At 71.1% G+C, this 18,357-nt stretch carries 18 protein-coding genes; 8 read left to right on the top strand and 10 right to left on the bottom strand.

Annotation, left to right across the window (positions count from 1 at the left end):
- Positions 1 to 1,701: septation protein SepH (gene sepH, locus GUY59_RS47780; RefSeq protein ID WP_201761611.1), on the bottom strand; the 1,701-nt coding region annotated here is incomplete at its 3' end.
- Positions 1,702 to 1,862: 161 nt separating this feature from the next.
- The gene (locus tag GUY59_RS32595; RefSeq protein WP_138204455.1) at positions 1,863 to 2,810 is read right to left on the bottom strand and encodes a protease inhibitor I9 family protein; all 948 of its coding nucleotides are present in this window, start codon (positions 2,808 to 2,810) and stop codon (positions 1,863 to 1,865) included.
- Positions 2,811 to 2,921: 111 nt separating this feature from the next.
- Between GUY59_RS32595 and GUY59_RS32600 the strand changes: the two genes are divergently transcribed.
- The gene (locus tag GUY59_RS32600) at positions 2,922 to 3,776 is read left to right on the top strand and encodes a hypothetical protein (protein WP_138204453.1); all 855 of its coding nucleotides are present in this window, start codon (positions 2,922 to 2,924) and stop codon (positions 3,774 to 3,776) included.
- On the opposite strand, the gene GUY59_RS32605 is transcribed toward GUY59_RS32600, so the two are convergent.
- The 3 genes from GUY59_RS32605 to GUY59_RS32615 are packed head-to-tail and all read right to left on the bottom strand — an operon-like array spanning position 3,752 to position 7,063.
- Complete coding sequence (locus GUY59_RS32605; RefSeq protein WP_138204451.1) at positions 3,752 to 5,029, bottom strand: D-arabinono-1,4-lactone oxidase; 1,278 nt, start codon at positions 5,027 to 5,029, stop codon at positions 3,752 to 3,754. The genes GUY59_RS32600 and GUY59_RS32605 overlap by 25 nt on opposite strands.
- A gap of 44 nt (positions 5,030 to 5,073) precedes the next feature.
- A complete protein-coding gene (locus tag GUY59_RS32610; protein ID WP_132335949.1) occupies positions 5,074 to 5,805 on the bottom strand; it encodes a polysaccharide deacetylase family protein in 732 nt (243 codons plus the stop codon).
- A 55-nt stretch (positions 5,806 to 5,860) separates the two neighbouring features.
- On the bottom strand, positions 5,861 to 7,063 hold the full coding sequence (locus tag GUY59_RS32615; RefSeq protein WP_138204449.1) for an MFS transporter: 1,203 nt from the start codon (positions 7,061 to 7,063) through the stop codon (positions 5,861 to 5,863).
- Positions 7,064 to 7,156: 93 nt separating this feature from the next.
- Between GUY59_RS32615 and GUY59_RS32620 the strand changes: the two genes are divergently transcribed.
- Complete coding sequence (locus GUY59_RS32620) at positions 7,157 to 8,347, top strand: lytic transglycosylase domain-containing protein (protein ID WP_252375106.1); 1,191 nt, start codon at positions 7,157 to 7,159, stop codon at positions 8,345 to 8,347.
- Here the strand turns inward: GUY59_RS32620 and GUY59_RS32625 are convergent.
- Positions 8,338 to 9,297 carry a ferrochelatase gene (locus tag GUY59_RS32625; protein ID WP_212746260.1) on the bottom strand — a complete coding sequence of 320 codons (960 nt, stop codon included), beginning with the start codon at positions 9,295 to 9,297 and terminating at the stop codon, positions 8,338 to 8,340. The genes GUY59_RS32620 and GUY59_RS32625 overlap by 10 nt on opposite strands.
- Before the next feature lie 124 nt (positions 9,298 to 9,421).
- Here GUY59_RS32625 and GUY59_RS32630 point away from each other — a divergent pair, with 124 nt between their 5' ends.
- Positions 9,422 to 11,413: a S9 family peptidase gene (locus GUY59_RS32630; RefSeq protein WP_252375105.1), complete on the top strand. Its 1,992-nt coding sequence runs from the start codon at positions 9,422 to 9,424 to the stop codon at positions 11,411 to 11,413.
- Positions 11,413 to 12,201 carry an inositol monophosphatase family protein gene (locus tag GUY59_RS32635; protein WP_138204445.1) on the top strand — a complete coding sequence of 263 codons (789 nt, stop codon included), beginning with the start codon at positions 11,413 to 11,415 and terminating at the stop codon, positions 12,199 to 12,201. The genes GUY59_RS32630 and GUY59_RS32635 overlap by 1 nt, the downstream gene beginning before the upstream one ends.
- Positions 12,202 to 12,270: 69 nt before the next feature.
- Here the strand turns inward: GUY59_RS32635 and GUY59_RS47785 are convergent, their stop codons facing one another.
- Positions 12,271 to 12,435 carry a hypothetical protein gene (locus GUY59_RS47785; protein WP_165959788.1) on the bottom strand — a complete coding sequence of 55 codons (165 nt, stop codon included), beginning with the start codon at positions 12,433 to 12,435 and terminating at the stop codon, positions 12,271 to 12,273.
- A gap of 234 nt (positions 12,436 to 12,669) precedes the next feature.
- On the opposite strand from GUY59_RS47785, the gene GUY59_RS32640 reads away from it, so the two are divergent.
- The 4 genes from GUY59_RS32640 to GUY59_RS32655 all read left to right on the top strand — a co-directional run bounded on the left by GUY59_RS32640 (position 12,670) and on the right by GUY59_RS32655 (position 16,077).
- Entirely contained in the window at positions 12,670 to 13,323 is a 654-nt protein-coding gene (locus GUY59_RS32640; RefSeq protein WP_138204443.1) for a response regulator transcription factor, read from the top strand.
- A gap of 38 nt (positions 13,324 to 13,361) precedes the next feature.
- A complete protein-coding gene (locus tag GUY59_RS32645; RefSeq protein WP_138204467.1) occupies positions 13,362 to 14,627 on the top strand; it encodes a sensor histidine kinase in 1,266 nt (421 codons plus the stop codon).
- 309 nt (positions 14,628 to 14,936) lie between these two features.
- Positions 14,937 to 15,236, top strand: a complete 300-nt coding sequence (locus GUY59_RS32650; protein ID WP_090929286.1) for a DUF4193 domain-containing protein — start codon at positions 14,937 to 14,939, stop codon at positions 15,234 to 15,236.
- Between the two features lie 16 nt (positions 15,237 to 15,252).
- Positions 15,253 to 16,077 (top strand): hypothetical protein, encoded by an 825-nt coding sequence (locus tag GUY59_RS32655; RefSeq protein ID WP_252375104.1) that lies wholly within the window; start codon positions 15,253 to 15,255, stop codon positions 16,075 to 16,077.
- On the opposite strand, the gene GUY59_RS32660 is transcribed toward GUY59_RS32655, so the two are convergent.
- Genes GUY59_RS32660 through paaI form a run of 3 tightly spaced genes read right to left on the bottom strand, consistent with a single transcriptional unit; the run spans position 16,066 to position 18,336 of the window.
- Positions 16,066 to 16,662, bottom strand: a complete 597-nt coding sequence (locus GUY59_RS32660; protein WP_138204441.1) for a TetR/AcrR family transcriptional regulator — start codon at positions 16,660 to 16,662, stop codon at positions 16,066 to 16,068. The genes GUY59_RS32655 and GUY59_RS32660 overlap by 12 nt on opposite strands.
- A 4-nt stretch (positions 16,663 to 16,666) precedes the next feature.
- Positions 16,667 to 17,971 carry a phenylacetate--CoA ligase PaaK gene (gene paaK, locus GUY59_RS32665; RefSeq protein WP_212746259.1) on the bottom strand — a complete coding sequence of 435 codons (1,305 nt, stop codon included), beginning with the start codon at positions 17,969 to 17,971 and terminating at the stop codon, positions 16,667 to 16,669.
- The gene (gene paaI, locus GUY59_RS32670) at positions 17,968 to 18,336 is read right to left on the bottom strand and encodes a hydroxyphenylacetyl-CoA thioesterase PaaI (protein WP_132335982.1); all 369 of its coding nucleotides are present in this window, start codon (positions 18,334 to 18,336) and stop codon (positions 17,968 to 17,970) included. The genes paaK and paaI overlap by 4 nt, the downstream gene beginning before the upstream one ends.
- Positions 18,337 to 18,357: the final 21 nt, after the last annotated feature.

The following is an 18,357-nucleotide window of genomic DNA, read 5'->3' on the forward strand; positions in this document are numbered from 1 at the left end:
GGGCTGTTCGGCCGTCTCTCCTCCCTGAGCCGGTCGGCCGGCCGGCTCGGGCTGGGCAGACGGCTGCGTCTCGTGGGTCGGTCCGCTGGGCGACGCTGTCGCTTCCGGGCGCGCGGTGGACTCGGGCGGGAGGGACGGCGCCGCTTCATCGGCCGACTGGGCGGCCTGCGGGGTGGCGGCCGGCCATGCCTGCGCGGCGGCCTGCTCCGGTGCGGCGTGGCCGTCCTGGGTGGTGTGGCGGTCCTGGGTGGTGTGGCGGTCCTGGGTGGTGGGCTCGTCCTGGGGAGCGGGCGCGGCCGTGGACTCTGCGGTGACCGGCGTCGAGGCCGGGCGTGGGTCCGGGGACGCCGGTGGCGGGGTGGGCGAGGCGGGTGCGTAGATCGAGCCGGTGTCGCGCTCGCCCGCACGCCCGGGACCGAAGTCGGGCAGCCACGTCGAAGACCCGCCGCGGCGGGACGAGGCGTCGCCGAGGCGGGCATGGCCGCTCTCACGAGCGGGAGGCTCGGGGCGGGAGGTTTCCCGCGACGGAGGCTCCGGGCGGTGGGCGGGCTCGTGCGACGGAGGGCGGCCGGGCTCGCGTGACGGCTCCTGCCGGGGACCCGCCTGTCCGGCGGGGTCGTAGCCTGAGGCGGACTCGTGCGCGGGCGGGCCCTGACGGTGGCCGGAATCGTGGGACGGGTCCTGGCGATGGCCCGGCTGGCCGGACGCCTCGTGGCGGCCGGGGCCCGGGGTCTCGGAGCCCGCGGTGTCGAAGCCGGACGCATCGCGGCGGAAGTCCGCGGGGTCGTGGCCAGGTGAAGCGTGGCGGGAGTCCGCGCTGTCGTAACGAGGCGAGTCGTAACGAGGCGAGTCGTAACGAGGCGAGGCGTGGCGGGAGGCGGCATCGCGCGAAGGCGTCCCACGGGAGGGCGTGTCGCGGGACGCCGGCTCCTGCGGCCGCGCGTACGACGTCTCGGACGAGCGAGGCGGCGGGTTGTAGCCCACCGCCGGCTCCTCCGGTTCGCGCCGCGAGACCGGGGGGAACGGCAGCGCGTCGGAGGACAGCGGCGGCACCGGCTGCAGCTTGGCCACCCGGGGCGCGAACGGCGTCACCGTGGTGTCCTCGACCACGGGCGGCTCGGGGTCGAAGTCGGCGGCCGACAGCCGCAGTGCCTCGTCGTCGTGGGGGGTCACGTGGCGCTTGCGCGGGTCGAAGAGCCATTCGGCGTGCCGGGTGTGACCGTTCCACACGTAGCCGAGCTTGACCCGCCACAGGCCGTCGTCGCGTTTGGCGGAATCCCAGTCGATCTCGTCGGTGGGCACGCCGCGCCGGGTCAGGCGTTCCGCGACGAGGTCACCGAGGGTCGGGCCCGGCGAGGACTCGCCGGGCATGCGTACGGACACCCGCTGCGCCTGCTGGGCGACGTATTCGCGCTCCTGCAGCACCGGCCCCTCGAACCAGCGGACTCGCTCGACCGGGATCCCGGCGGTCGCGGCTATCTCCTCCGCCGTCTCTCCGGCGCGGATGCGGGCCTGGATCTCCTTGGGGCGCAACGGACTCTCCACTTCGATCTCGTACTGGCCGAGACGGGAGAAGTTGCCGCGGACGGCAGCACGGAGCCGGTCGTCCACGGGAAGCGTGAAGCGCGTACCTCGTCCGGCAGTAGCCAGCACGAGATAGGTGCCGTCCTCACTCACCGCGACGAGTCGGAGCTCCTGCATGCGAGTCCTTTCGTCAGCGTCGCCATTCTTCCCCCGGACCCTTGAGTCTCTCGCGTGTGCCGGTTGCCTGCCAGCACCGTACCCGGCATGTCCGAACATCGCCTTCCTGGGATAGTCCCGAGGTGATGTGACGCCGGTCACATTCGTGGAATCCATCGCCTCTAGAGCCCGCCGTCGCGCATGAGGAGGTTAGAGGCCCTTGAAGGATTCTGGCGAATCTCGCCGCGCGCCGGAGCGCACTTGAGCCAAGAGGCCACGACGGACGGGTGGGCGGCCGGATGGAGGTGCAGGTGCCGGGCGGCGCCGCCGGCAATGTACGGAGCGTAAGCGGAGTACGCGACTCCTGCCTTGGTGAGCTGACACGCGCGGGAATGTGTCGTTCCGACGACGAACACCCCCGATCGCACCAGAGTGCGTACGGCGGTGCCGAGGGCGGGCGAGTCGGCGCCGTCGATGGACAGGTTCGCGACGGAGGGGCCGCGCGCGTGCCTGCGGATCCAGTCGAGGCCCGCCAGCGCGTCGGCCAGCGTGCCCGAGCCGCCGCAGCCGAGCACGCGTACGGAGGCGATGCGGGCCTTGGGTGCGACGGAGTGGACGCGGCCCGCGGTGCGCGTGCCGGTGCCTGCGCAGTCGTGCCCGGTGCCGCCGGTGGCGTCGAAGGCCCGCCAGGTCCGGTCGCCGAACTCGGCCCGGCCGGGGTCGAGCCCGCTGTCCACGACGTACACGGTGGTGCCGGCGCCGGTTGCCGGGCCGGGCGGCGGAGGGTCGGCTCTCCTGCTCGTCATGGGGTGGATCTGCCGGTCGGCCTCGATCGCGCGTACCCGCGGGTCGGCTCGGAGCTCGGCCAGTTCGGCGGCGGTGAGGAAGGTGGCGAACCCCGGCAGCGCCGCGGTGTAGTAGCGGCGCACCCGCCATCGCGCCTCGCCGACGAGGTCGCGGGCGGCGCCTCGGCCGCGCGCGATCACGATGTAGGGCCGGACGGGTTCGGTCACGGCGGGGCGCTGGGAGGTTCCCGAGGCGGGCGTCATGGCCAGCGGGATGGCGGTCGTGGCGGCCGTGGCCACAGCCGCGGCGAGGTAAACGGAGGGCAGGCCGAGTCGTCGGGGCACGAGCTACGAGGTTGCCTGTCGCGCACGTCACAACAACATCAGGACACGCCGTCGCGTCTATTCCCGGGAAAGTTTTTACCGAACAACGATACGAGGGGACTGATCCGGGGGATGAGCGGCGAGCAGCGGACATTTGAGCTGACCGTCCCACAGATCATGGGGAGCGCCCTGGCCGCGGTGACCGCGGCCGTGGCCGCGTCCTATCTCGGCGTCGCAGGGACAGTGATCGGCGCCGCGGTCGTCAGCGTGGCCAGCACGATCGCGGGCGCCGTCTACACGCACTATCTCGCGCGTACGTCAGACCGGGTCAAGCAGCGCGCACTGGTCGTGCGGCCGGCGGAGCCCGCAGGTGACGGGACCGCGGAGGAGGAGACCGCCGGCAAGGCGGAAGAAGGGGAGACGGCGCCCGCTGTGCCGCCCGCTGTGCCGCCCGCTGTGCCGGCCGCTGTGCCCGCGCGGCGGCTGCCGTCGTGGACGCGGTTGGGGGCGGCGGCGGCCGTGGTGTTCGCGCTGAGCATGGGCGGCATCCTGGTCTATCAGGCGGTGACCCGGCAGACCGTCCACGAGCAGGTCACCGGCAAGCAGCCGAAGGGCGCGGACGAACGCCACGCGCCGGTCGGCGACGACAAGAAGGAGGAACGACCCACCCGGAAGCCCGAGTACGTACGCGGCATGGTGACCCGCGACCCCACCACGCCGGAGCCCACGAAGACGCCCGCGAAGACCCCGTCCCAGCGGGCCGCGCCCACAAAGACGGTCACGGTGTCGCCGTCCCACACGTCGTCCTCTTCCTCCGCCACCACGCCGCCGGCGGTGGACGACCAGCCGGGGGAGGAGATGCCGTCGGAGGACCCGCAGCTCACCGACCCGCCGGCGCTCGAGGACCGGCCAGGACGCCCCGAACGGCCCGACCCCACCGACCAGGCGGACAAGCCCACCGGCTATCCCAGCACGACGTCCAGGTAGGCGTTGGTGAACAGGCGCTGCGGGTCAAGTCCGTCGCGCAGCGCCTGGAAGTCCGCGAAGCGGGGATAGGTCCCGACGAGGGAGGCGGCGTCCCTGGTGTGCAGCTTGCCCCAGTGCGGCCGGCCGTCCAGCCGGGTCATGATCTCCTCGACTCCCGCGAAGTACGCCGGGTCGGGCGTCGGACGGTAGACGTGGCAGGCGACGTACGCGGACGGGCGGCCGTACGCGGTGGACAGCCAGGCGTCGCTGGGCGGCGTGACGCGCACCTCCACCGGGAAGGTGATCTTCCAGTCCATGCGCTCGATGAGGTCACGCGTCTCGCGCAGGGCCTGGGCCAGGCGCTCGCGGGGCACCGCGTACTCCATCTCGAGGAAGCGCACGTCGCGCCGCGCGGTGAAGATCTTGTACGACGTGTCCACCGCCTCCGAGTCCCCGAGAACGGCCGCGCTGACCTCGTTGATCCGCGGGATCAGGCGGGGTACGCGGGCCCCGAGGGCGCAGGCCGCGCCGAAGACGGTGTTCTCCAGGAACACGTTGTCCAGCCACCACTTGACGGCGCCGGGCGGCCGGGCCGGTCCCGCGTCCCTGTTGCCGGTCTTGACCAGGCAGGCGTCGGTGTGCGGCAGCCAGAAGAAGTCGAGGTGCTCGTTGGCGGAGATGAGGGCGTCGAGCGAGCCGAGGATCTCGCTGAGCGTCAGCTTGCGCCGCCGGTGTCGCAGCAGGAACGCGGGCTCCACCCGGAACGTGACGGCGGTCAGCACCCCGAGCGCGCCCAGGCCCACCCTGGCGGCGTCGAACAGGTCCTCGCCGGGGCCGACGGTCGCGACCGAGCCGTCGGCGAGCACCAGCTCCAGCTCGGTGACCTGGTCGGCGAGCCCGCCGCTGTCGCGTCCCGTGCCGTGGGTGCCGGTCTGGATGGCGCCCGCCACGGTCTGCTCGGTGATGTCGCCCATGTTGGCCAGGGCAAGTCCGCGCTCGTCGAGCAGTTCGTTCAGCACCCGCAGCGGCGTGCCCGCCAGCACGGTGACGCGGTCGTCCGCGCATGACCTGATCCCGGTCAGCGCGCCCGGGCGCAGCATGACGCCGTTGGTGAGGGCCACGCCGGTGAAGGAGTGGCCCGTGCCGACCATGCGGACCCGCCGCCCGGAGGCGGCGGCGTCCCGCACGGCGCGTACGACCTCCGTGACGGAGGCCGGCGTACGCACTTCCGCGGGGGTGCCCGACTGGTTGCGTGCCCAGTTCACGAAGGTCACGAGCACCCCCTTCAGCGTCTCGCCCGGTCAGTCGCGGGGGAGGCTCACTTGTTCTCCCAGCCCGCGGGAACGGGGTAGACGTCGCCGGGCTCGAGCTTCACGTCCTGGCCCTTGAGCACCTCGGACACCGTCACGAGGTGGTAGCCCTTCCTCTTCAGCGACTTGACGATCGACGGCATGGAGTCGACGGTCTGCTTCACCCAGTCGTGCATGAGGACGATGCTGCCCGGCTTGGCCACCTCCATGGACTTCTTCTTGATGGCCGTGGCGTTCTTCGAGCTCCAGTCCTCGTTGCCGCCGGTCCACAGGATGATCGGCATGCCGAACTCGGTGGCCACGTCGGAGACCTGCAGGTCGACCATGCCGTACGGCGGCCGCAGCAGCTTGGGCTCGACGCCGGCCGCCTTCTTCACCGCCTCCTGGGTCTTCTTGATCTCGGCTCTGACGTCCCACTTCTCGACCTTGCGGAAGTCGGGGTGGGTGTAGCTGTGGTTGCCGAGTTCGTGGCCCTCGGCGACCATGCGCTTGACGTAGGACGGGCGGCTCTTCACGTACTGGCCCTCAAGGAAGAACGTCGCCTTCGCGTCGTACTTCTTGAGCGTGTCGAGCAGCTTGCCCGCGTACTTGCCGGGGCCGTCGTCGAAGGTCAGGGCGACGCACTTGACCTGCGAGCAGTCGACCTCCTTCTTGGGGGCCTGGGCGGCCAGCGCGGACGTCGGCGTGAGAGTGACGCAGACAGCCGTAATGGCTAGAAGTGAACTGATGTGTCGGGACATAACTCGTAGCTTCCAGTGTGATGGGTGTTGCGAGGGATGTCCCGACGGTAGCGGATCAGCTCTTCGCGGGTGAAGAAGCCTCGGGAATTCTCAGCAGACCTGAACCTCCCGCCCCCACGGCCGCGGCCAGAGCCGCCGCCCCCAGGGCGAAGCCGTAGGCGTTGGACGCGCCGTACGCCTCGGTGAGCCGCCCGCCCGCCCACGCGCCGATCGCCACGCCGAACCCGATGGAGGTCGAGATCCACGCCATGCCCTCGGTGAGCAGGGACGGCGGCACCAGTCGCTGGGTGAGGGAGAAGCCCGTGATGATCGTCGGCGAGATGGCGAAGCCGGCCAGGAACAACGCGAGGGCCATGATCCACACGCTGCCGATGAACATGATCGGCAGCAGGCCCACCACGAGCAGCCCGAGCGCCCGTACGAACCGTCCGCGCAGCGAGATCTTCCAGTGCCGGGACCCGAACCACAACGCCGACACCATCGACCCACCCGCGAACGCCCCGACCAGGAACCCCGCGGCCGCCTTCACCCCGTGCTCCTCCGCGAACGCCACCGTGACGAGGTCGACCGACCCGAACACCGCGCCCAGCCCCAGGTAGACGCAGGACAGCAGGGCGATGCCGGGAATCAGGATGGGCGTGCCCGACGACGACGTGAGCCGCTGCACGGGCGGCTGGGTGCGCCGCTGCGCCGCCAGCGCCAGGCTGCCGAAGAGCATGCAGAGCAGGGCCACGCTCAGCCCGGCGAACGGGTTGACGCCCGTGGCGAGCAGCGTGACCAGCACGGGGCCCGTGACGAACGTCACCTCGTCCACCACGGACTCGAACGCGAACGCGGTGTGCAGCTTGCCGGAGCCGCCGTGGATCGACGACCAGCGGGCCCGCACCATCGATCCGATGGACAACGACGTGGCCCCGACCAGCAGGCCCGTGACGTAGAGCGTCCAGCTGGGCAGGCCGTACCCGGCGCACACCATGAGGGCGGTCAGGGCGAGCGCGTTGACGAGGGCGAACGGCGGGATCACCCGGCTCTGGCCGAACCTGTCGACCAGGCGGCCCGACAGCGGGGCGGCGATCGCGAACGACACGTTGGTGGTGGCGGCCACCGCGCCCGCCACGGCGTACGAGCCCGTCAGGGTCTGGACCAGCAGCACGACCCCGATACCCAGCATCGACATCGGCATCCGCCCGATGAAGCCCGCCAGCACGAACCCCGTGGTCCCCGGCCTCGCGAACAACCCCCGGTAAGGCCCGACCACGCCGTTTCCCCCTTACGTCGGAGACTTCACCATCGCGCACCGAGTGTCCGGACGGCAAGTGATATTTCCGGCGGGTGGGTTAACGTGTGCCGCGTGTCCGGTCTTCCCTCGTTCCGCGCGGTCATGCTCATGGTGCTCGCCGTGCTCGTGGTCACCGTGGCGGCCGGTGGAGTCGTCGTGATCCTCGGCGATGATCTGGTCAGCACCGCCGGCGAGCCCGTACGCAGCCCGCGCCCCCAGCCGCCGCGGCCCACGCCCGCGACCACCGCCCGCCTCGATGAGATCGTGCCCTCGGCCGAGCCGGTCAAGGACTTCGGCGAGGGCGGCCCCAGCGTCACGCCGACCCCGCCGCGCGTGCTGGCGATCGCCCCTGCCGCCGTGCCCAAGCAGACGAGGTTCCGGCTCGGCGAGCTCGCGCACGTGCAGAAGGTGGCCGTGGTGGACGCGGGTGCGGTCAAGGTGTCGGGCACCGGGCTGAACCTGCTCGCCGTCGACCCGTCAGACTTCCGCTCGTGGACCCCGAAGCCCGTCGCCGACCAGCCGGGCGTCTGGAGCGCGCTGACCCGGGGAGAGCTGGTGGCCGACGCCGCCGCAATGCGCAAGTTCGGGATGGTCCTCGGCGCCATGTACCAGGTGGACGGCGGCCCCCGGCTGCGCGTCGCCGCCTCGGCCACACTCGGGCTCAAGGGCGTGGACGGGCTGGTCAGCGCCGACCTGGGCAGGTCGCTGGGGTTCGCGCCCGGCGTGGCGGTGCTGCTGCACGGCAAGCCCGGCAAGATCAGCGAGTTGGGCGTACGCAGGCTGCTCGGCAAGGACGCCCAGATCGTCCTGCTGGACGCAGCCGAGCGAACCGCAAAGAAGCAGGTGCCCGAGCGGCGGCAGCCGAAGAGCGTCAACGTGGGCAGACCCGGCAGCTACCTGGAGCTGTACAAGGCCTCCGCCACCCGCTGCCCCGGCCTGTCCTGGACGGTGCTGGCCGCGATCGGCCAGGTGGAGAGCGGGCACGGCCGCAACAACGGCCCGTCGAGCGCGGGCGCGCTCGGGCCCATGCAGTTCATGCCCGCCACCTGGAAGCACTACGGCGTCGACGGCGACGGCGACGGCAAGGCCGACATCTGGAGCCCGTACGACGCGGTGCCGGGAGCCGCCAACTACCTGTGCGCCAACGGCGCGGGCAAGGGTGGCGAGAAGCTGCGCAAGGCCATCTGGTTCTACAACCACTCGTGGGACTACGTGAACAAGGTCATGGGCATCGCCGAGGCCTATGCCCGCACCTACGCCTGAGGCCTGCGGCGGGGCGGCGGGCAGCAGGTCAGGGGACACGGCCGCGGCTCCGGCTCGTCCATCAGCTCGCGCACCATCCGCACGAACCGCGGATGCGTGCCGGCCGTCGCCGCCCGCTCCATCGGCAGGCCCAGCTCGGCGGCCACCTGCCTGGCCTCCGTGTCGAGGTCGTAGATGACCTCCATGTGGTCGGAGACGAACCCGATCGGCACCAGCACCACGGCCGGCGCGTCGGTCTTGCGCAGGAAGTCGCAGACGTCCGGCTCCAGCCACGGCACGTGCGGCGGGCCGCTGCGCGACTGCCACACCAGGTCCCACGGCGCGGTGCGGCCGAGCGCCTGGTTGACCAGCTCGGCGCTCCTGCGCAGCTGCGCTTCGTACAGGCCGCCGGACGGGCCCGCCGTCTCGGCCATCGAGACGGGGATGCTGTGGGCGGTGAACACCAGCCTGGCGTCGTCGCGTCCGCGGAGGGCGAGCCGTTCCAGCGCCGCGCGCGTGTGGTCGGCCATCGCCGCCACGAACCCCGGATGATCGCCGAAGTGGCGCATCTTGACGAGCTCGGGGCCGCCGTCGACCGAGATCCTCGCGATGTCCTCGTGGTATTGGCGGCAGCTCGAGTAACCGGCGAACGCCGACGTCGCGAAGACCGCGGCCTTCCTGACGCCGTCGGCCTTCATCTGCCGCACGACGTCCTCGCCGAACGGGTGCCAGTTGCGGTTGCCCCAGTAGACCGGCACGCCGGCGAGCGGGTGCAGCGCCTCGACCAGCTCGCGGTTCTGCTGGTTGATCGGGCTGACGCCGCCGAAGCTCTGGTAGTGCTCGGCCACCTCCAGCAGCCGCTCGCGCGGCACGCCACGCCCGCGCACGACGTTCTCCAGGAACGGCAGCACGTCGTCGGGACCCTCGGGACCGCCGAACGACAGAACCAGCAAGGCGTCGTATGTTCCCACGTGACAAACCCTATGCGGGAATGCCCCCGGCTCCCTCTCCGGGCCGCGAGGAACGACGAGGAAGGTGACAACGGCGGCCGAGCCGCCGGACGCTGTGCGGCCATGGACAGGTAGGTTCGATCGGGTGAGCGCATTCAACGACATACGTGACTATGTGGCCATCCCTCGGGTCCTCTCGCTACGGCTGTCGCCGGACGGCTCCAGGCTGATCTCCGCGGTCCAGGCCCTGAACGCCGACGGCAAGTCGTACGGCACCGCGCTCTGGGCGATTCCGGTCGGCGGGCGCGAGGGCGAGCCGTACCGCCTGACCCGCTCCGCGAAGGGCGAGGCCGGGGCGGTCTTCACCGACTCCGGCGACGTGCTGTTCACCTCGGCCCGCCCCGACCCCACCGTGAAGGACTCCGCCGACGAGGTCGCCTCGTTGTGGCTGCTGCCCCGCGCGGGCGGCGAGGCCCGTCAGGTGGCCACCCGTCCCGGCGGCATCGGCGCGGTCCGCGCGGCGGGCGACGTCGTCGTGTTCGCCGCCGACGTGCTGGACGGCGAGGCCGACACAGAGGAGGAGCGGCGCAAGGCCCGCAAGGACGCCGGGATCAGCGCCGTCCTGTTCGAGGGGTATCCGGTCCGCTACTGGGACCACGACCTCGGCCCCGGCCGCACGCGCCTGTTCGCGGGCCGGCTCGGCGAGGACCGGCTGGAGGACGTACGCGACCTGACCCCCGACGCGGGCGAGGCCCTGCGCGAGTGCGGCTTCGAGCTGACTCCCGACGGCGCCACCGTGGTCGTGACCTGGCGTACCTACCTGCCGAAGGGCGAGTGGCGCACCGATCTCGTCGCCATCGACGTCGCCACGGGCGAGCGGCGGGTGCTGCTCAGCGAGGACCGCCACGACTTCACCGGCCCGCTGGCGATCTCGCCCGACGGCCGCAGGGTCGCCTGCTCGCGCGAGCGGTTCACCGGCCTGGACGTCTCGGCGCGCAGCGAGTTGTGGATCGCCGACCTCGCCACGGGACAGGGCCGCGCGTACGCGCCCGACCTGTTCCCCGCGGCCGTCGAGTGGGCGCCCGACTCCTCGGCCGTCCACCTCGCCGCCGACCACCAGGGACGCCGGCCGGTCTTCCGCGTACCCGTGGCCGAGCCCGGCGACGTGGCCAGGCTGACCCGCGACGACGCCTCCTACTCGAATCTCGCCGTCTCCGCCGACGGCCGCGCCCTCTACGCGCTGCGCAGCGGCGTCGGCATCGTGCCCGGCCCGGCCAGGATCGACGTGGCGACCGGCGAGGTCGCCGACGTGCCCTCGCCCGCGCCGCGCCCCGAGGTGCCCGGCAGGCTGACCGAGATCTCCGCCACCGCCGACGACGGCACCACGATCCGCGGCTGGCTCGTGCTGCCGGAGCGCGCCTCCGCCGGCGCGCCCGCGCCGCTCCTGCTGTGGGTCCACGGCGGCCCGATCGCCTCGTGGAACGACTGGCAGTGGCGCTGGCAGGCGTGGATCATGGCCGCGCACGGGTACGCCGTCCTCATGCCGGACCCGTGCCTGTCCACCGGCTACGGCCAGGAGATGATCGACCGCGGTTGGGGCAACTGGGGCCCGCGCACCCAGGCCGACCTCGACGCGATCGTCGACGTGGCCCTGGCCAGGGACGACATCGACGCCGAGCGCATCGGCGCGATGGGCGGCTCGTACGGCGGCTACATGGCCAACTGGCTGGCCGGCCACAGCGACCGCTACAAGGCCATCGTCACCCACGCCTCGCTCTGGAACCTCGACCAGTTCGCCGGCACCACCGACGCCGCCATGTTCTGGCAGCGCGAGTTCGGCGAGCCGGGCTCCGAGCGTTACTCGCTGCTGTCCCCGCACAACTCGCTCGGCAAGATCACCACGCCGCTGCTCGTCATCCACGGCGACAAGGACTACCGCGTGCCCATCGGCGAGGCCCTGCGGCTCTGGTGGGATCTGCGGCGTACGGAGGTCGAAGCGAAGTTCCTGTACTTCCCCGACGAGAACCACTGGATCCTCAAGCCGGGCAACGCCGTCGCCTGGTACGAGACCGTGCTCGCCTTCCTGGCGCAGCACGTGCTCGGCGAGGAGTGGAAGCGCCCGGGCTCGGTGGCCTGATGACCGGATTCCTGCGTCTGGCCGAGGACATCGCCCGCGAGGCGGGCGACATGCTTCTGGCGAAACGGCCCACGATGTCCGAGGAGGTCGAGACCAAGTCCAGCCCCACCGACGTCGTCACCATTCTGGACAAGGCGTCGGAGGAGCTCGTCCGGGAGCGCATCCTGGCCGCCAGGCCCGGCGATCGCATCCTGGGCGAGGAGGGTGGCGAGGCCCCAGGGGAATCCGAGGTGCGCTGGATCGTCGACCCGATCGACGGCACCGTCAACTTCCTGTACGGGCTGCCCGACTGGGCGGTCTCGATCGCCGTCGAGGTGAACGGCAGGGTCGTGGCGGGGGTCGTCAACGCGGCGCAGCGCGGCGAGGTCTACACCGCCGCGCTCGGCGAGGGCGCCTGGCTCGGCGGCGAGCGGCTGCGCTGCACCATCGGGGTGCCGCTGGCGCAGGCGCTCGTGGCGACCGGCTTCGGCTACTCGGTGAGCCGGCGAGCCGTCCAGGGCGAGGTGGTGGCCGCGGTGCTGCCGCGGGTGCGTGACATCAGGCGCGGCGGCTCGTGCGCCATCGACCTGTGCTCGCTGGCGGCCGGCCGCCTCGACGCCTACTACGAGCGCGGCATCAACCAGTGGGACTACGCCGCGGCCGGCCTGGTGGCGACGGAGTCGGGGGCCAGGCTGGGCGGGCTGCTCGGCAGGCCGGTGAGCCCTGACTTCGCGTTGTGCGCCGCGCCCGGCCTGTTCGAGGAGCTGCACGACCTGCTGGTCCCGCTCGACCCCGAGCGGGACGCCTGACCGGCCTCCGCGCAGGGGCCCGGGAACGACGAAACGGCCGGAGCAAGGGCTCCGGCCGTTTCGATCGGGTCAACGGGGCAAGGGTATGCCATGATCGTCGGCCAGCCGACGCAGATCTTCGATCTCGGCGGTGAGCGTGTCGGCGAGATATTCGTCACCGACGCTGCGGGCCTCACGGAGGCCCTTATAAGCCTGGTCGAGGCGGTGTTCGATCGTGGTCGTGAACTCGCCCATCTCACCTACTCTCTAGGGGTTCGACTCGTGTGGGAGCGACGCACGCCCATTGCCGGTTGATGTCCTGGCGATGGGTGTCTCGCAGGCATACCCCGGGTCGTCGTCCCCCGAAACATGAATCTGGCCGTGGTCTGCCTCACCCTGGCGTCACCAACCCCTGAACATGCCTTACCGTGCGCTTATCGACGCTGTGGACAGAATGTGGGACCAGAACCGGAAAGAGGTGTGCCAGGCGTGCGGGTGCTGGTGGTTGAGGACGAGCGCGTGCTCGCCGACGCGATCGCGACAGGGCTCAGGCGCGAGGCCATGGCGGTGGACGTGGCCTATGACGGCGGGGGCGCGCTTGAGCGCACCTCCTACATCGACTACGACGTGATCGTGCTCGACCGTGACCTGCCGGTCGTGCACGGCGACGAGGTGTGCCGCCGGCTGGTGGAGCAGCGGACCGCCTCCCGCATCCTCATGCTGACCGCGTCGGGCGACGTGGACGACAAGGTGGAGGGGCTCGGCCTCGGGGCCGACGACTACCTCGCCAAGCCGTTCGTGTTCGTCGAGCTGGTCGCGAGGGTGCGCGCGCTCGGCCGCCGCTCCGCGCCCGCGCTGCCGCCCGTGCTCGAGCGGGCCGGGATCCGGCTCGACCCGGGCAAGCGGCTCGTGCAGCGCGACGGCAAGGAGATCGTGCTGACCAAGAAGGAGTTCGCCGTCCTCGAAGAGCTGATGCGCGCGGAGGGAGCCGTGGTCAGCCAGGAGGACCTGCTGGACAAGGCCTGGGACGAGAACATCGACCCGTTCACCAACGTGGTTCGCGTGACCATGATGACGTTGAGGAAGAAGCTGGGCGAGCCTCAGGTGATCGAGACCGTCCCAGGGGTGGGGTACAAGTTGTGACTGAACGGCCAGAGCGGCAGGCGGGGCCGACGCACCCGATGATCAGCCCGCATTCCGCGCGCAAGGCGACGCGCGTGCAGGAGGCGCCGCCGCCGAGCGGGCCGCCCGCCTGGGACGGCCCGCCCCCGCCGGCGCAGACGCCGGCGCAGCGCACGCCGATGGAGCGGATGAAGGACCTGCCCGGCAGGGTCAGCATCCGGTGGCGGCTGACGCTCACCTACGGCGCGCTGGTCTTCGCGGCGGCCGCGGTGCTGCTGCTCTCGGTCTATGTGATCGTCGGTACGGCGATCGACTACGCGTGGCCATCCATCGACTGGGGGCTCGATCCCGTCCAGAACGCCCGGCTCGACGCCGCGTGGCGGGAGTTCCAGCGGCAGGCGGTGCAGGACGCCCGCGACACCCTGTTCAGCAGCGCGTTCATGGCGCTGCTCGGCGTCGGCATCCTCGCGCTCATCATCGGCTATTTCGTCGCCGACCGGGCGCTGCGGCCGGTGGCGCAGATGACCGCCACGGCACGCAAACTGTCCGAGAGCACCCTGGCCCACCAGCGCATCGCCCTGGAAGGCCCCAACGACGAGCTGAAGGAACTGGCCGACACCTTCGACGCCATGCTCACCAGGCTCAACATCGCCTTCGACACCCAGCGCAGATTCGTGGCCAACGCCTCACACGAATTGCGCACCCCCCTCACGATCAATCGCACGGTCCTGGAGATCGCCCTGTCGGACCCCGAGGCGTCGGAGGACCTCAAAACGCTCGGCCGTACCCTGCTCGAGGTCAACGCGCGGAACGAGAAGCTCATCGAGGGGCTGCTGCTGCTCGCCAGGAGCGAACGCGAACTCGCCGTGCGCAAACCCCTGGACGTTCAGGAAGTCGCCCAGACGGCCGTGGAACAGGTCACGCCCTTCGCCCTGGAACACGGGGTCACCGTAACGACCGAACTGGTCAGCGCGCCTACCATAGGCGACCCGGTGCTGCTGGAACGCTCCGTCAGCAACCTGCTCGAGAACGCTGTCAAGTACAACATTCCCGAAAACGGAAAAGTGTGGATCCGGACGGGAATGGTGGACGGTGCCTTGGTTGTTCAGGTGGCCAACACGGGACAGCACGTCCCGGCGTACGAGGTGAACAGCCTGTTCGAGCCGTTCAGGAGGCTCCACGCCGACCGCGTGGATTCGGCCAAGGGATCGGGTCTCGGGCTGTCCATCGTCCGTGCGGTCGTACATGCCCACGGCGGAAATGTGACCGCCGTGCCGCGTGATGGTGGAGGGCTGGTCGTGACCATTCGGCTTCCGAGACGCTGACATCGCCGTTGCCGTGTCGTGTTCGTGCGCGTGTTGAGGAGCGGGGGGCGTCTCATTGGTGCCGCACATGTGGTTGGATGTGCCGTCGAACACGGTGGTGCATGACGCCAAGGCTGTGGGTTTCGCCATATTTGGCTAACCATTGCCCTCGGCAGCAGGCCCTGACGTGTTGGGAGGTTCGTTGTCCGTTTTCTCGGGGTACCGATGGGAAATCTCTCCGGCGGAACGGGCACAAGACGGGCCTCCCGGACGTTAGAAGACGCGCGACGAGCGCGAAGACATATAGATGAGGGGGATGGAGTAAGCACAATGGCTACCGACTACGACAGCCCGCGCAAGACAGACGACGACCTGGGGGAGGACAGCCTCCAGGAGCTCCAGGCGCGGCGCACCGACAAGTCGTCCGGCAGCATCGACATCGACGAGACCGACCTGGCCGAGTCGCTGGAACTGCCCGGGGCCGACCTGTCGAACGAAGAGCTGTCCCTGAGGGTGATTCCCCGCCAGGCGGACGAGTTCACCTGCTCGCGCTGCTTCCTGGTGCACCACCGAAGCCAGCTGGCCTCCGAGAGGAACGGCCAGCAGGTCTGCCGGGAGTGCGCCGCCTAGTCAGAGGAGGCATCGCGTGGCCGACACCGAGAGAGAACACCATGAGGGCAACGAGGCCGCCGACCCCGATCGCGAGGTCGGCGAACTCGTGGGCAAGCTCACCCGGCCCGGTGAGCTCGAGCCGGCCGAGCGGCGCAGGCTGCTCGGCCGTCTAGCCCAGGCCCTGTCCGCCGGAGCGAAGCGGGCACGCGCGACCGGCGCGGGCCGTGGCCGCTGGCTGGCGGACGTCTTTCTCAACATCGCGCCCCGCATCCCGATCAGGGACCTGCACACCCTCTCCGATCACCACCACGGCCTGACCGGCGAAGAGCTCGCCGACGACCTCGTACGCACCGCCCAGAAGGCCACGATGACCGTCGGCGCGATCGGCGGGGCCCTCGCGGCCGCCGAGTTCGCCGCACCACCCCTTCTGCTCTCCGCCCCCGCGCAACTCGTCGCGGAGACCATCGTCGTCGCCGCCATCGAGGTCAAGCTCCTGGCCGAGCTGCACGAGGTCTACGGCGTACACGTCGAGGGCACCGGAGCGCAGCGCGCGGTCGCCTTCACCTCCGCCTGGGCCAAGCAGCGTGGCATCGACCCCCTCACTCCCGCCTCCGTCTCGCTAGCCCTCGGCGCCGCCACCAAGACCGCCCTGCGCAACCGCCTGCTCCGCACGCTCGGCCGTCACCTGACCACGCTGGGCCCGTTCCTCACCGGAGCCGTGGCCGGCGGCGCGCTCAACCGCATCGCGACCAGGAAACTCGGCGAGGCCGTACGCGACGACCTGCGCGTCAAGCGGCCGTTACCCGCGGGCGAGCAGCGCGAGATCGGCCACCGCAAGCGCGACGAGCTAGACCCTTAGCCCGTTGAACGCCATCTTGAGCAGCGCGTCGGCCACATCGTCAGACGAGGCCCCGCGCGAGGGCTGATACCAGTCGGCGATCGAGTTGACCGTCCCGAACAACAGCCGTGTCACGAGCGCCGGATCGACGTCCGGCCTGATGCTCCCCTGCGCCGCCGCCTCCTTGACCAGTCGGCTGATGAAGGCGTCGAACTCCCTCCGCCGCTCCAGCGCCACCTGCTCCGTGCGGCTGTTGCCGCGCACCCGCAGCAGCAGCGTCACGTACGGCAGCCGGTCGACGAGGATGCGCACGCTCTGCCGTACGACCCACTCCAGGCGCTCGATCGCGGGGCCAGAGGCGGCCCGCTGGTCGGCGACCATCTCGGACAGCCCGTCGAGCGCCCGGTCGAGCGCCCGCGCGAGCAGCTGCTCCTTGCCGGGCACGTGGTAATAGATGGCCGACTTGGTGACGCCGAGCGCCCTCGCCAGGTCCTCCATGCTCGTCCCGTCGTAGCCGCGCTCGTTGAAGACGCCCACGGCGATGGAGAGCACGGACTCGGGGTCGTGCCCGCGCCGGCGCTGGCGGGTAGGGGTGGGGGTGGCCATGTCATCAATTATCGCTGGTTATCCGCCTGTCGATGACGCGTTTCAGTTTGCCGGCCGACCGTTCCAGCGTCTCCGGGTCCACCACCTCGACCTCCACGCTCACGCCCACGGTCGCCTTGACCAGGTGACGCAGCGCCGCGCCCGCCTCGGGGCCGACCGCGGAACCGGGTCGGGCCTCGACCCGGACCGTCATCACGTCGAGCCGCCCGGGACGGGTCAGATGGAGCTGGAAGTGCGGCGACAGACCGGGCGTGCGCAGTACCAGCTCCTCGATCTGGGTGGGGAACACGTTCACGCCCCGCAGGATGATCAGGTCGTCCGTGCGGCCGGTCACCTTCTCCATCCGGCGGAAGGCCGGCCGGGCGGTGCCGGGCAGCAGCCTGGTCAGGTCGCGGGTGCGGTAGCGGATGACGGGCATGGCCTCCTTGGTGAGGCTGGTGAGGACCAGCTCGCCCGACTCGGCGAGCTCGCCGGTGAGGGGATCGACCGTCTCCGGGTAGAAGTGGTCCTCCCAGACGTGCAGGCCGTCCTTGCTCTCCACGCACTCGTTGGCCACGCCGGGCCCCATCACCTCCGACAACCCGTAGACGTCCACGGCGTGCAGGTCGAAGCGGTCCTCGATCTCCTCGCGCATCCGCTCCGTCCAGGGCTCGGCGCCGAAGATGCCGATCCGCAGGGAGGAAGCGCGCGGGTCCAGGCCCCGCGCCTCGAACTCGTCCAGCAGGGCCAGCATGTACGACGGCGTGACCATGACGATGTCGGGTCGGAAGTCGGTGATGAGCTGGACCTGCCGCGCCGTCATCCCGCCGGAGACCGGCACCACGGTGCAGCCCAGCCGCTCGGCGCCGTAGTGGGCGCCCAGGCCTCCGGTGAACAGGCCGTACCCGTAGGCCACGTGCACGATGTCGCCGGGCCGCCCGCCGGAGGCGCGGATCGACCGGGCCATCACGTCGGCCCACACGTCAAGGTCGTTCCTGGTGTAGCCGACCACGGTCGGCCGGCCGGTGGTGCCGCTGGAGGCGTGGATCCTGACCACCTGCTCGCGCGGCACGGCGAACATGCCGAACGGGTAGCCGCCGCGCAGGTCCTCTTTCGTGGTGAAGGGGAAGCGGGCCAGGTCGCTGAGCTGCCCGCAGTCGTCCGGGTGCACGCCGGCCTCGTCGAACTTCCGCCGGTAGAGGGGGACGTTGCGGTAGGCGTGGGCGAGGGCGCGCCGCAGCCGTTCGAGCTGCAGCGCCATGAGCTCGTCGCGGGAGACCCGCTCGATCGGGTCGAGCTCGCCGGGTTCGGGGGGTTTGCCTCGTCTCACGTCAGCTCCCGGCTCCGGCCGCGGAACTCCGCGACCACCTGACCGTCCGGCCTGCGTACGGTGATGTCGTAGATGCCGCTGCGCCCGTAGCGGGTGCGTTCGGCGGCGGCGGCCACCAGCTCGTCGCCCGCGCGGGCGGGAGAGACGAACGTGATCTCCGCGCCCGCCGCCACCGTCACCGGGCCGTGGCTGTTGCACGCGCAGGCGAACGCCGTGTCGGCGAGCAGGAACACGTATCCGCCGTGGCACAGGTCGTGTCCGTTGATCATCTGGTCGGTCACGGTCATGCGGCACACCGCGCGTCCCTCGCCCAGCTCCATCAGCTCGATGCCCAGGGCCGCGGAGGCGGTGTCGGCGTCCATCATGCGACGCGCGCTCTCCAACGC

Origin of the sequence: Nonomuraea sp. K271 (assembly GCF_009908215.1) — a bacterium.
GTDB classification, from domain to species: Bacteria; Actinomycetota; Actinomycetes; order Streptosporangiales; family Streptosporangiaceae; genus Nonomuraea; species Nonomuraea longispora.